This window comes from Chitinophaga sp. 10T418, from assembly GCF_056394125.1.
The window spans coordinates 136,772-150,271 of record NZ_JBFTHG010000008.1 but is presented as its reverse complement, the minus strand read 5'-3'; the positions used below and the strand labels follow the sequence as shown (position 1 = coordinate 150,271).

The following is a 13,500-nucleotide window of genomic DNA, read 5'->3' as shown; positions in this document are numbered from 1 at the left end:
CGCATTTAGAACAATGAAACAGTGCGAATTGTTTTATTTTATCTTAAAGTGAAGTGCTTTTATTAGTATTTCATTCGGCATTCATGATTTGTAATTCATAATTATCTATGGTCTACCGTATTTTACTGATCTCTTTTCTATTTTTATTTTTCGGGAGAAATCAAACTTTTTCCCAGCAACTGCAGCCCAACTTTAACCCATCAGAGTACGGCGAATTGTTAAAACTGGCAGAACGGATGGGAGATACGCCCTGGACCAAAGTGAAGAGTAATCCGCCGCGCGATTGTGAGTTGATTTATCGTGCTAAAGAATCAGGGCTGGTGAACCGTTGGGATCTGTGGAAGCGAAAAGATGGCGTGGGTATTATTGTGATCCGTGGCACCATTGGTAGCAGTACATCCTGGCTGGAAAACTTTTATGCAGGCATGATTCCATCGCAGGGTACAGTGAAATTAAATGACAGTACTGCAGTGCCTTATAAAGTGGCAGAAGATCCAAGAGCTTACATACATGCCGGATGGATGCTGGCAGTAGCTGCTATGGGACCTGAAATTAAACGTAAAATAAACGAGTACTATCAGCAAGGCATACACGAATATATCATCTTCGGACATAGCCAGGGTGGCGCCATCTCTTTTCTGCTGCGCTCTTATTTTGAGTACACCGATGGACTCCCAAAAGATATTGTGTTCAAAACATACGCCAGTGCTGCGCCTAAGCCCGGCAATCTATACTATGCATACGACTATGATTTCATTACCCGGGGAGGCTGGGGACTGCGGGTAGTCAATGCACGCGACTGGGTGCCTGAAACACCGTTCTCTCTGCAAACAACCAGGGATTTCAATGCGGTAAGTCCTTTCGCGAATATTAAAGGCTCTCTGAAAGATCAGAAATGGGCCATACGCGCCGTACTTAATTACATGTATGGTCGCCTGGATCGTCCTACCAAACGCTCTTCCAGGCGTATGCAGCGGGTATTGGGCAAGTTTGCCTACAAGCGTGTCAGAAAGGTACTACCGGAGTATCAGCAACCGGATTTTGTAACCAGTCACAATTATACCCCGGCAGGCACGCCCATCATCTTATACCCGGTAAAGGGCTATGATGAACTGTTTCCGTTTGATGGAAAAAACATTTTCATCCACCATATGTTCGAACCTTACAGGTGGGAACTGGAACAGATTTATAAGATAAACGCCAACTAATCATTGCTGCCTTTCTCGCCGGTAAACCAGTGTTCCTTATCTCTGAACAATACATTGAAAGTAGTCAGGGAGCCGTAGATACGGGTAATATACTGCTGCATATTTACTTTCTCTTCATCTGTGAGCACTTTATGGCTGTTGATGTTTTGTTCCAGCACACGCAAGCGGTCACGTAGCATGACTATTTTATGGAAGAAGGTGTCAATAGGCAGCTCCTTTGCTTTCAGGGTGGGATCACCTGGCTGCAGCACCAGGTTACCGCCCTTCCAGCGATCGCCCAGTGGCACCACTTCTGTAATGCCTCCCCACAGACGCAGAATCTTCAATATAGATGTTTCCACCTCTGAAGCGGTTTCCACTTCGGAGGTGGTATTCTCCGCCACCAGTACCTCAAAGAGAGGATCCGTCTTGTCGATCATCTTAATACCATGATCCATGAAGGTAACGCGGTATTGGGCGTATTTCACCGCTACAATTACCCCAGGGCCAAAATGTGCGTGCTGTACCCTTGAGCCAACGCCGAGTGTGAGTTCTTCCATTATTTTTTCCTCAAACATAAAAAATTCCGGCAAAGGAATAAACTAACATTTGTTAAGGTCCATCCACTTTTAAGGATTTACTTTTGCCGCGACTAAATACTACAGCTATGACACCTTCAGCCAGACTAATGTGTGGACTCATTCTCATCACCATTCCTACCATTCAATTCGGCGGATATTTCCTGTTAAAGATCCTCAGTGGAAAAATGAATCAGTTGGCACTTACACCATTTCAACGATCCATGTTCCGGGCCGGTCATGCACATGCTGGTGTGCTGGTCATATTATCCCTGGTTTGCCAGTTGCTCACAGACGCAGCTACATTAGATAATGCACTTACATGGGCAGTAAGAATAAGTATTCCTTTTGGTACGATACTGATTAGTGGTGGATTTTTTGCAGCTGCCGCAGGTAAGGAAAGAACGCAGCCGAATCAATGGATTGGGATATTATATGCAGGTGTATTCCTGTTGGGTGCAGGTGTACTCACATTAGGGATAGGGTTGTTGTAAAAAAACGTGTGATGATCCTTTCACAGATCATCACACGCATCAAATTTTATTCTTTTACCTTGTTCAGGAAGTAGGATAATTTAAATAACAGTTCATCCTGTAAACCAGCGCGCAGCTTGGCTTCTTCATCTGTAATTCCTAAGCGGCGCAGGCGTTGATAATATACATAGGAGCCGCCAATCAGTTCGAGGCACTCTTGTATTTTACGTTTCACTTCTGCTTCTTTGGTGCGTTTTTCAAATTCTTTTTTAGTAAGAATTTTATCAACGAAGTAGAAGTTGTCTTTATCTTCTACCCACTTATTCCCTTCTCTGTGCTGGGGTTTGTATACTTCCAGGTAACAGTTATCCAGTTTCAATACATCGCCGAATTCTGCGCGTATATCTATCACCGTTGGTTTCTCTGCTGCCGGATTGGCCAGGCGTTTTTTAATATGATTGCTGATTTCAACACCCAGTTCATCGCTGCTCATCAGGATCTGGTTCAGTTCTGAAAATTCCAGGCTGATGGTGATGCGGGCATATCCTCTTCCACTTTTTATTTTACCAAATAGGCTGGGGGTAGTTTGTTCATCAAAGATGATGTCTTCTACCTGCACTTTGGTAATCGTTTTATAGTTAGGTGTATAACCATCTTCCAGTGGAGTAGCACGCTTGTTCACCAGGCGGGAAGGCTCTTGCCGGCGGGTAAACTGTATGAACTCATCGATGAAGCGCAGCTCCTGCTTTTTCAGCTTGGCGTAGACTTCATGTGTAGTATGGTTATGTATTTTACTTAACAGCATCAGATCACTCCAGCTGTCGAAATGCTGCATTTTTTTCAGTTCATCCAAAATATCTCCTGCTGCCATGTTACGGCGATAGAAGATTTCTCCTACAAGAAATAATGCGTACTCCTGGGCCGGGTATCCCAGTTCAGGCAGTACATCATAAGGGCTGCGTTTCTGTTCGCGGCCACTTTCCAAAAGATCAATATCTGACATAACTGGCGCCAAAAGGTACTTACGTGCGGCAGCACGCAGTTTCTTGCTCACATAATCCACCAATTGGTCACTTACGTGCCCATGATGCACAAAATCATGCAGTATCTGCACAAAACGCCGTGATGTAGGCAATCCAAATTGTGAAAGAATATCATTTTCCATGTCCAGCACGTCCTCAAAACCAGGCTCCTCCTTTCCAGGCTTCACCCGTTGATCCATTTGCTGGTAACGCTGATAGTACTCCTGCAACTTCAGTTTAAGCTGATCCATAATGTATATACAATTAAATATTAAATACTTCTATAAACAAAACAATAGTGGCATAGTAATCCTAAAAAAAATTCCTGTCTGGTTAACATATCCAGGCTTAACGACATCAGGAAACCCGAAAACAGGGGCTTCAACGATGCCATAAAAACAACATTCAGTTGGTTATCAACTACTTATAAAAATGGGAATGGAATGGGAAAGTGCGCAAAGATACACCTTTTCCTGAAGTGAGCAAAAGAGAGTGGAAATTATGAAAATTAAGATGAAAGGCTGTGCCTGCATTCACTTTAGACAGGAATCTATAGTGTAGATATTGCTCAATTTTGTGGATACATTTTTATCTCTGCGGAAAGGATTTCAGGTACATGAAAAATGATTGCATAACACATGAAATTCATTCACCTAAAAAAATAAATGCTGATCTGTCAAGGGTATTTTCATCTGCCCTGGCTCCTATTGCAGGCCCCTTTTATTTCTCCTGTTTTCCGCTTCATTCATTTATAAATTTCTCTTCATGTGTAATTCCTTGAAAATTTTTTATTCAAAGTATTTGGAATTTAAAAATAGTTTCGCTTATCTTTGCACTCCCAACAACGAAATACGGTGGTTGTAGCTCAGTTGGTTAGAGCATCAGATTGTGGTTCTGAGGGTCGAGGGTTCGAAACCCTTCAATCACCCAACCGTTAAAAAAGGCTTCTGTAAAAAGAAGCCTTTTTTGTTTTTATACCCCTCGTAAATCAATGCTGGCGGTAACCTGGGACCAGGTTGAATATTTGTGAAATAGCGTAAATTTTAAGCATAAAACACCCATCATTATAGCCAACATTACCTATTCATTATGTTGACACCGTCGAGCGCATGCCTGACACCCGATATGTACATATAGAAGCAGTGCAGCAGAGGTGGACTTGAGGTGGACTTGATGCGGGGATGATGAAGATAAGCCGGAGGTCAGAATCGGCCATAGTGGCGGCACCAAAGACAGTTCGGAAGGATTTTAGAATGGTAAACAAAAAATTACACTTCTTCCGAAGGAAAAATATTATCTTAAAAAATATGGAGAAAAATTTCTTTAGTAGAAAAAGATTCTCTTATATTTGCACTCCGAAAAACGGGTTAACCGTTAGGAAACGGTGGTTGTAGCTCAGTTGGTTAGAGCATCAGATTGTGGTTCTGAGGGTCGAGGGTTCGAAACCCTTCAATCACCCGAAAAAATGAAAAGGCTTCTGTAAAAGGAAGCCTTTTTTGTTTTTTAATAGATGATATCCTGACGGAGACTTCACAAGAATTTTTTTTCAATCCCCCCCTGATGAAATCCTCTTCCAATAATTCGCCAATGAAATAAAAACTGGCAAACAAAACCATCTTATCATCACTACTTACTTCAATCGTCCCTTCAAAAGGTCTGTCGATAGTAGTGCTCCCCATCTCCCAAAAGAAACCCAGCTTAAAATAATAGATCATTTCATCTATCCCATTTGTGACCCGATATCTGTATTGCCCCCAGCTATGCTTTTTAAACATGGAATATTTTAGCTCTGGCTTAATTTTCCGGAAAGTATACTCCATACCATTTAGCCATATCGATTCCCTATGCCCTATTGCTATCCATTGGTTAATTTCATAATTCCCAACAATCGTACCCGTATAGTCATCTATAATAGACATATCCTTGAAAAGTCGCTTCCCCACTGGCGCAATTTTCATCCGGGTATCTCCAAAGTAGAAAAAACTCATCTTTGCATTATAGTAAAACTCACCAATCATGTTTTCGCCATCATACACACTAAAAAGTTGATGCTTACCAGTATTTACAAATCCATTATTATAACTATCAACAATTACGCTTTTCTTGAAGCGGTACAGCATAGGTTTACGGGTATAGACAAAAATTACATTAAAAATAATTGATTTATCAGCGCCCACTTTGTTTTTTAATTATTTGTTTTGCCCGTTGATTTTCTACATTTGTGCAAACTGAAAATTAATAACGCATAATGATATTTTTTCTTCCCCTCATCGCTGCTGCCATTGGTTGGTTACTCAACAGTCTCGCTGTAACCCTCCTTTTCCGTCCATACAAACCCGTTAAACTAGGCTTCCTCACTCTGCAAGGCTTATTCCCTAAAAGGCAAGCCCAGCTGGCCAATAGTCTCGGTACACTGGTAGGTAAACAATTATTTTCTTTTGACGATATCAAAACCAAACTCACCGATCCGGAGAAGATCAGAAATATTATTCCGTTAGTAGAAGCACACCTCGATACTTTTCTAAGGGAAAAACTACCGAAAGCCATGCCGGTACTTTCCATGTTCATTGGCGACAGTATCGTGAACCAGATTAAAACCCACCTGGTAGCAGAACTCGACACCCTGTTTCCATTATTGATCAGCCAATACCTCGATAATGTACAACAGGACCTGGACCTGGAAAAAATAGTATCACAAAAAATTGCAGGCATCTCCGCAGATAAACTGGAAGCCATCACCCATGATCTGCTGCAAAAAGAACTGCAAAGCTTCAAAATGTTGGGTGCCATCAGCGGTTTAATTACCGGATTAATTTGCGTGGGTATCTCCCTGTTATAACCTTCATATGCCCGGGTTACAAACGATAAAAGACAACTCTGTTAACTACTGTTAAGACCTCTTAGCGGTCATTTTTGTGATTTCCTGCGGGCAATCATTCCGCTCATCACAATCTCAAACCATTCATACCTGTACCCCGATACATTTGTCCTTATCTGAGAAGAAAGTCCGGATAAAAACCGATAAGGATGAAAAAATGCTATGCAGTAATTGCTGGTATACTCTTGTGGCAGGTAAACGCCTTTGCACAGGCGCCTAAAGCAACAGCCCCCCAGCAGGGACAAGGACAGGGAAGGCCCAACATGCCACAGATTGGCCACTTGTACGGTAAACTGGTCGATGCCAAAACCGGGAAACCAATCGAATACGGCTCCGTTACCATATTAAAGCAACGGGACTCCTCCCTCGTAACCGGGATGCTCACTAAATCAAATGGTGATTTCAGCCTGGAAAATCTCCCCTTTGGCCCAATGATCCTGCGCGTTAATTTCATGGGCTATACCAGCCTGCAGAAGAAAGTGATGATCACCGCTCAAACACTGGAACAGGACCTGGGTAACATAAAAATGGCGCAGAATGTAAAAACACTGCAAAGCGTGGAAATTACCGGGCAAAAGAGCGCCTTTGCCATGGGCATAGATAAAAAAGTATTTAACGTAGACCGCAACCTTGCCAGTGTTGGCGGTACCGCACAGGATGTACTAAAAAATGTACCCTCCGTAAACGTTGACCTGGACGGTAATGTAACCGTACGTAATGCTTCTCCCAATATTTTTGTAGATGGCAAACCTTCTACCCTCACCCTGGATCAGATTCCGGCAGATGCCATCGAAAGTATTGAACTCGTCACCAATCCATCTGCTAAATATGACGCAGAAGGAATGTCAGGAATACTAAATATTGTGCTGAAGAAAAACCGCAAAGCCGGTTTCAATGGTGCAGTAAACATTGGCGCCGGTACGGGCAATAAATACAACGGCGGCGGTAATATCAATATACGCCAGGGAAAATTCAACGTATTTGCCAACTACAATATCAACTCCAACCACAACTGGGCCGATGGTACTACCAACCGCAGCAATTACCGCAGCGGTGCAATAACAGATACCAACTATCTCTTCCAGAACAGCAACAGCACCAGTAAACCACTGTTTCAGTTCGGACGTTTTGGATTGGATTATATGCTCGATAACCGCAACACCATTTCGGTGGCACAAAATATAGTTGCAGGAGATTTCAAAAATAACGAAGACCTCTCCAGCACTTTCTCCGATAAAAATCATCAGGTTACCGGTATCAGTGATCGCTTAAACAATAACAACTTCAACTTCCGGAACTACACGACTACGCTGAGTTTCAAACATACTTTTGCACAACCTAATAAAGAATGGACAGCAGACATCAACTATAACAAGAGTTCCAACAACCGCAGCGGCGACTATCTCACACAGGCAAAAAATGCCATGGGAGATCCGCTTGGACAAGCACTGCTGCAAAACAACTCCACTTCCGGCAAAACAACTTTCATGACTTTCCAAACGGATTACACCAATCCCATCGGAAAAAATGGGAAGCTGGAACTGGGAGCCAAAGCCACTTTGCGTGACTACACCAGTTTGTACGATGTATTTGATAAAGATACCATCACCGGTAAATTTATCAACAACCCACTGCTATCCAACAACTATAAATACAACGAAGAAATATATGCAGGCTACGCCAATTTTGCCAGTACCATCGGCAACTTCGGCTACCAGGCTGGTTTACGCGTAGAGCAATATGTATATGCCGGAGAAAATGAAGGCACAAAATACAAACCAACCAAAGCCGTACCTGGATTCTATCCCAGCTTATTCCTGTCGGAAAAATTAAAACACGATCAGGAACTGCAGCTGAACTATTCACGCCGCGTAAACAGACCTAACTTCTTTCAGCTGATTCCTTACCGCGATTACAGCGATCCGCAAAATCAACGCGAAGGGAATCCTAACCTGAAACCGGAATATACCAACAGCTTTGAATTTTCTTACGTGAAAAACTGGGCCAACAGTAACTTCCTTGGTAGCATCTATTTCAGGAATACCAATAATATGATTTCTACCATCAGTACGCCCATTGGTGCAGATACGCTGCTAACACAGTACATCAACGCCAACAGAAGTAACTCCTACGGTGCGGAACTGACCTTAAAAAATCAGATCTTAAAAGGATGGGATCTTACCAGCAACGTGAACCTGTATCAAACAGATATGAAGGTGAATGCCAACGGTCAGAATTTTGATAACAATGGATTTAGCTGGTTCGCTAAAATAAATTCAGAAACAAAGTTACCTGCTAACTTTACCGTACAGGTAAATGCCACTTATCAGGCGCCTACTATTGCACTTCCTTCATCCGGTGGTGGTGGCGGTGGTCGCGGTGGCGGAGGCGGTGGTGGTGGATTTAACCAAATTCCATCTTCCGCACAAGGTACTATCAAAGGCTTCAGTACCGTTGATGTTGCAGTGAAAAAAGACTTCCTGAAAAATAAAGCGGCCTCGTTAACGCTCAGCTTATCCGATATCTTCAATACCCGTCAGTATGAACTAAACCAGGTGTCTCCAGGCTTCGCACAGGATTATATCCGCAAACGCGAATCACGTGTACTCAAACTGAACTTCAGCTACCGCTTCGGCAAGTTTGATGCATCCTTATTCAAAAAGAAAAAGAAAGATCAGGGAAGTGACCAGCAGATGGGCGATCCCATGCAGAGCTTCTAGAACATATTAAAGAAGGTGAATGCAAACCACAGGCCGGTTAGTAGTGCAACTGCACTGCTGCCGGCCATGTTTTTTTAGCTACCACTCATCATATTTCGTCAACGTTTAAGCTTATGCCTATTACTTTTACGGTGTTGTTGTATCACTTATAAAGTTGCTAAATCCACGCATGCGAAATTTTCTATCACTCATGTTGGTGCTGTTTGTTATGTCTTATAACGTCAACGCACAAACGACAATTCCGGCTGCACTGAAAGTTACCGGCAAAGTAGCAGATGTTGTTACCGGAAAGCCCATTGAATACGCATCTGTAGTACTGCTCAAACAGGCAGACTCTACGATGGTGACCGGTGCATATACTACGCCCACCGGCAATTTTACACTCAATAATATTGTTCCTGGTATATATGTTTTACGTATCACCTTCATGGGCTACGAAAAAATGGAGAAAGCCATCCGTGTAGTGGAAGGAAAAAATACGCTCGCCGGAACCCTGCGCCTGCACTCTGCCGGCAAAGTATTAAATGCCGTGGAAATCAAAGCAGAAAAACCAGCCTTCTCCATGCAGATAGACCGGCAGGTATTTGATGCTGGCAACATGATTAATGCAGAAGGAGGCACGGGAACGGATATACTAAAAAATATTCCCAGCGTAGATGTAGACATAGATGATAACATTACCCTCAGAGGTAAAAGCGTGACCATTTATGTAGATGGCAAACCCTCTCCTTTCGGAGATGCCAAAACCGCGCTGCAAATGATCCCGGCGGAAAGTATTGATCGTGTGGAAGTCATCAATAACCCCTCTGCTAAATTCGAAGCGAACGGCAGCGGCGGTATTATTAACATCGTACTGAAAAAAGATAAAGCCTTCGGCTATAACGTCATGTTCAATGCAGGTGGCGCCACCCGCGGTGAAGCCAACGGAAGCGTAAATGCCAGTCTTCGTTTGAGACGCTTTAATTTCTTCGGCAACTATAACGGTCGCTATGAACACGTAAACGGCAGTGGCCTCAGCTCACGCCAAAACCTGGTTGCTGACAGCAGTAATACTTCCTTCTTTTCCCAGACCAGTAAAAACGTTAACAATAACAGCAACAATGGCGGACGCTTTGGCTTCGATTATTTTATGGACGATCATAACACCTTTACGATCTCTCAGGGATTAAATTTCAGCAAGAGCGATAATGAGGATAACATCTACCTCAATTACATGGATGAAAAAAGAGAAACATTGCGTTTCGGAAACCGGGATAACAACAGTGATAACCACAACAATAACAATAACACCAATCTTAACTACAAACATACTTTCGCGAAAGAAAACCAGGAACTGACGGCCTATGTCAGCTACAGCGGCAATAAAAGCAACAATAACAGCAGCTATAACACACAATATCAGTACAAAGGAGTAGATACCCTGCCCAATGCGGATAAACAAAGCAACTACAGTAACAATGGAAACCGCTTCTGGAATCTGCAGTCGGACTACACTTCTCCCATGGGGAAAAAAGGTAAGCTGGAAACCGGCGTAAAAGCTACCATGCGGCATATCGACAATAACTATATCGCCTCCCTGTACGACTGGACGGAGAAAAATTACGTAGTAAGCCCTACTTTGTCTAATCAGTATAATTATGAAGAAGACATTTACGGCGCATACATCAACTTTGCAAACGCCATTGGCAACCTGGGCTACCAGGTAGGAGTACGTGCAGAACAGTCTTACCTGAAAGGCTATTCCGTAACCAGGGACACCACGGTGAACAACCGCTTCTTTAACCTGTTTCCCAGCGTATTTCTCAAGTATAATTTACCAAAGAATCAAAACCAAAGCCTGGTATTCAACTACTCTACCCGTATAGACCGGCCCAATTTTGATCAGCTGTTGCCATATATCAATAACTCCGATCCGCAAAACATCCGGACGGGAAACCCGGAGCTACAGCCTGCATTGTCTCATAAATTTGAAGTCAGCTACTCAGTGTATTATCCTAAATCAAATAATTACCTGAGCACAAGTACCTACTACGCGCAAACCAATGACAACATTGACCGTATCAGTACGCTGGACACCATTTCAGGCGTAACCACCACCAAACCTATGAACCTGGCTACCCAGCAGAATATAGGAGGTAATGTGTCCTACAGCTTAAACCTGACCAAATGGTGGAAAGTATGGGCCAACCTGAACCTCGAATATAATAAGCTCACCAGCATTACCGTCAATAACGAAAACTTCAGCTACGGACTAAACGGTAATACCCAGTTTCGTATACCCGGCAGGTTTAGTATTGAATTAGGCGGCCATTTCCGCTCTCCGAGGATACAGCCGCAAGGAACCTTCAAGGCCATGAATGGCATCGATCTGGGTATCCGTAAAGAGTTCATGAAAACAAAAGCGCTGGTGGTGGCTCTGAATATTTCCGACATATTGAATTCGCAGCAGTTCAGCTCACATTACGAAACAGCTACTTTTATACAGGACTACGACCGCAAAAGGGCCACCCGCTTTATCCGCCTGAATGTGCGGTACCGGTTTGGCAAAATGGATCCTAACCTGTTCAAGAAAAAGAAACATACATCCGAAGAAGAAGAGAAAAAAGAAGAAGAGAAACCGAAAGAAGGCACAGGCAGGCTTTAATAAAAAAAGAGGCGTCTCATATTGAGGCGCTTTTTTTTGCAGGCATATTGATACGGCGCGCATATGTTACCACCCTATTACAACCGCTATACTTTCCTGTTTGCCCCTTACCCGGATAACTCAACCCTTTTTTGCTTTTACTAAAATATTTTAAACTATTTTGTCGGGCAATCATATATACAGGTGGATATGGCTTCCCGTGGTAATTACGATGAAAATACAATGCTGAAGCTGTTAGCACAGGGCAGTGAGTATGCTTTTACGGAGCTTTTTAGCCGCTACCGTACAAAAGTGTATTCCGTAGCATTCAGGTTCCTGCGATCGCAGGCTACCGCCGAAGAAGTGGTGCAGGATGTATTCCTCAAGTGCTGGCTGAAACGTGAAAGTCTTTCTGACGTAAAAAACCTGGATGCCTATCTTAAAGTGGTAACAAGAAACCTGGTACTTAACCGGTTCCGCAAGTTGGCCAATGAAGCCGCTGCGCACGAAGAGCTGGGGCGCAGGGATATAATGGTTAACGATACTGACCACCGCGTACAGGAACACCAATACCAGGAAATTGTCCGGGCTGCCCTGGAACAATTGTCGCCACAGCAACGGGAAGTATACCGGCTCGCCAAAGAAGAAGGACTAAGTCATGAGGACATCGCCAACCGCATGCAAATTTCCGCAGTTACCGTGAAATCTCATATGGCCAGGGCGTTACAGTCTATCCGCCGCTACCTGAACGGCAGCATTAGCATCCTCCTGCTAATGTCCCTGATTAAATAACAATAAAAAATATATCCTTTTACCCTCCACCATTGGAATTTACCAGGTGTCTATTATTATGTAAGTTTTGGAAAGATACCTGTAAGTTCCTGTAAAGTTATTGCAATCGTTATGTCGAACAACCCTGGATTCAATGAATTAATGGATAAATACCTTGCCGGAAAAGCCAGCAGGGAAGAGTGGGATGAATTGAGGGGAATGATTAACAAAGGCAACTTTGATGAAGTAATAAAAGACCGGATTGATGCGGAATGGGATAGCGGCGTAATGGAACCCGATGTTTCATTTGAACGTTATCATGAAATGATCGGCAATATTATGTCTGCCGAATCACATATCGCCAGCATCATCCCGCTTAAAACAAATCGCCGCCGCGGCATGCGCAGGCTCGCGATAGCTGCTGTGATAAGTGGTTTACTGACACTGCCTTTCGCGGGCTGGTGGTGGCAAACCCATGAGAAAAAGCCACCGGTCGCTAATGCTTTGCCGGTCGCTAAAGTAGCAGCTGAAGAAGAAGTGGTAGAAGTACAATCGAAATTTGTAAGGCTGCCTGATGGAAGTACCGTGTTACTGGCGGATAACAGCCGCCTGGAATATAACCGCGACTTTAAAGGTGATAAAAGAGAAGTAAGACTATGGGGAGAAGCCTATTTTGATATTAAAGAAGTGGTAGGTAAACCCTTTATCGTGAAAACGGGTAAACTCAGTACACAGGTATTGGGAACGGCTTTTAATGTAAAAACATCGGCTGACCAACAACGTGTAGTGGTAACAGTTACCAGGGGAAAAGTGAAAGTAGCAGATGAAAAAAACAGCTACGGCGTATTGGTGGCGGATCAACAGCTATCCGTAAATATGCTTACCAGTACCGTGACGCGGGCGCAGGTGAAAAGTATGGAAGTCGTGAAATGGAAAGATGAATTCCTCGTCCTGGATGATGTGAGTATGGAAGAAGCTGCTGTTATGATTGGAGATAAGTATCATGTGAAAATATTATTTGCCAATGAGTCATTAAAACACTGCCGCATCGCAGGATCATTTTTTCATAATCAGCCTTTGGAGAAAGTGCTGACGATTATTTGCAGTGTGGCAAATGCCGGGTACACCATTTATCCGAATGATAAGGTAGTACTGAACGGCGAAGGATGTGCCAACCAATAAATAAACGCTTATAGACAGTCATTAGTCAACAAACGGAATATAATATCGGTGAAGATCTTCACCCGG

At 43.3% G+C, this 13,500-nt stretch carries 9 protein-coding genes and 2 tRNA genes; 9 read left to right on the top strand and 2 right to left on the bottom strand.

Going from position 1 to position 13,500, the window contains the following annotated elements; genetic code table 11:
- Window positions 1–107 precede the first annotated feature (107 nt).
- Window positions 108–1,208 carry a lipase family protein gene (locus AC1DCV_RS23245; protein ID WP_477025384.1) on the top strand — a complete coding sequence of 367 codons (1,101 nt, stop codon included), beginning with the start codon at window positions 108–110 and terminating at the stop codon, window positions 1,206–1,208.
- Here AC1DCV_RS23245 and AC1DCV_RS23240 read toward each other — a convergent pair.
- Entirely contained in the window at window positions 1,205–1,747 is a 543-nt protein-coding gene (locus AC1DCV_RS23240; RefSeq protein ID WP_441574402.1) for a hypothetical protein, read from the bottom strand. The two genes, AC1DCV_RS23245 and AC1DCV_RS23240, sit on opposite strands and share 4 nt — an antisense overlap.
- 107 nt (window positions 1,748–1,854) lie before the next feature.
- Between AC1DCV_RS23240 and AC1DCV_RS23235 the strand changes: the two genes are divergently transcribed.
- Window positions 1,855–2,259, top strand: a complete 405-nt coding sequence (locus AC1DCV_RS23235; RefSeq protein WP_477025383.1) for a hypothetical protein — start codon at window positions 1,855–1,857, stop codon at window positions 2,257–2,259.
- Window positions 2,260–2,305: 46 nt separating this feature from the next.
- Here AC1DCV_RS23235 and AC1DCV_RS23230 read toward each other — a convergent pair whose 3' ends face one another.
- Window positions 2,306–3,511, bottom strand: coding sequence for a hypothetical protein (locus tag AC1DCV_RS23230; protein ID WP_441574404.1), 1,206 nt, complete (start codon window positions 3,509–3,511; stop codon window positions 2,306–2,308).
- Window positions 3,512–4,114: 603 nt separating this feature from the next.
- Here AC1DCV_RS23230 and AC1DCV_RS23225 point away from each other — a divergent pair.
- From AC1DCV_RS23225 to AC1DCV_RS23195, 7 genes are all read left to right on the top strand, one after another.
- Window positions 4,115–4,188, top strand: a tRNA-His gene (locus tag AC1DCV_RS23225).
- A 456-nt stretch (window positions 4,189–4,644) separates the two neighbouring features.
- Window positions 4,645–4,718, top strand: a tRNA-His gene (locus AC1DCV_RS23220).
- A 790-nt stretch (window positions 4,719–5,508) separates the two neighbouring features.
- On the top strand, window positions 5,509–6,099 hold the full coding sequence (locus tag AC1DCV_RS23215) for a DUF445 domain-containing protein (protein WP_477025382.1): 591 nt from the start codon (window positions 5,509–5,511) through the stop codon (window positions 6,097–6,099).
- A 188-nt stretch (window positions 6,100–6,287) separates the two neighbouring features.
- Window positions 6,288–8,858: a TonB-dependent receptor gene (locus AC1DCV_RS23210; protein WP_477025381.1), complete on the top strand. Its 2,571-nt coding sequence runs from the start codon at window positions 6,288–6,290 to the stop codon at window positions 8,856–8,858.
- Between the two features lie 169 nt (window positions 8,859–9,027).
- Window positions 9,028–11,502, top strand: coding sequence for a TonB-dependent receptor (locus AC1DCV_RS23205; protein WP_477025380.1), 2,475 nt, complete (start codon window positions 9,028–9,030; stop codon window positions 11,500–11,502).
- Between the two features lie 189 nt (window positions 11,503–11,691).
- Window positions 11,692–12,273 (top strand): RNA polymerase sigma factor, encoded by a 582-nt coding sequence (locus AC1DCV_RS23200; protein WP_477025379.1) that lies wholly within the window; start codon window positions 11,692–11,694, stop codon window positions 12,271–12,273.
- 111 nt (window positions 12,274–12,384) lie between these two features.
- On the top strand, window positions 12,385–13,434 hold the full coding sequence (locus AC1DCV_RS23195) for a FecR family protein (protein ID WP_477025378.1): 1,050 nt from the start codon (window positions 12,385–12,387) through the stop codon (window positions 13,432–13,434).
- The last annotated feature ends 66 nt before the right edge of the window (window positions 13,435–13,500 follow it).

Bases quoted from the DNA above. Each gene is read 5' to 3' on its own strand.
- AC1DCV_RS23245 (WP_477025384.1), top strand. From the start codon at position 108: ATGGTCTACCGTATTTTACTGATCTCTTTTCTATTTTTATTTTTCGGG.
- AC1DCV_RS23240 (WP_441574402.1), bottom strand. From the start codon at position 1,747: ATGGAAGAACTCACACTCGGCGTTGGCTCAAGGGTACAGCACGCACAT.
- AC1DCV_RS23235 (WP_477025383.1), top strand. From the start codon at position 1,855: ATGACACCTTCAGCCAGACTAATGTGTGGACTCATTCTCATCACCATT.
- AC1DCV_RS23230 (WP_441574404.1), bottom strand. From the start codon at position 3,511: ATGGATCAGCTTAAACTGAAGTTGCAGGAGTACTATCAGCGTTACCAG.
- AC1DCV_RS23215 (WP_477025382.1), top strand. From the start codon at position 5,509: ATGATATTTTTTCTTCCCCTCATCGCTGCTGCCATTGGTTGGTTACTC.
- AC1DCV_RS23210 (WP_477025381.1), top strand. From the start codon at position 6,288: ATGAAAAAATGCTATGCAGTAATTGCTGGTATACTCTTGTGGCAGGTA.
- AC1DCV_RS23205 (WP_477025380.1), top strand. From the start codon at position 9,028: ATGCGAAATTTTCTATCACTCATGTTGGTGCTGTTTGTTATGTCTTAT.
- AC1DCV_RS23200 (WP_477025379.1), top strand. From the start codon at position 11,692: ATGGCTTCCCGTGGTAATTACGATGAAAATACAATGCTGAAGCTGTTA.
- AC1DCV_RS23195 (WP_477025378.1), top strand. From the start codon at position 12,385: ATGTCGAACAACCCTGGATTCAATGAATTAATGGATAAATACCTTGCC.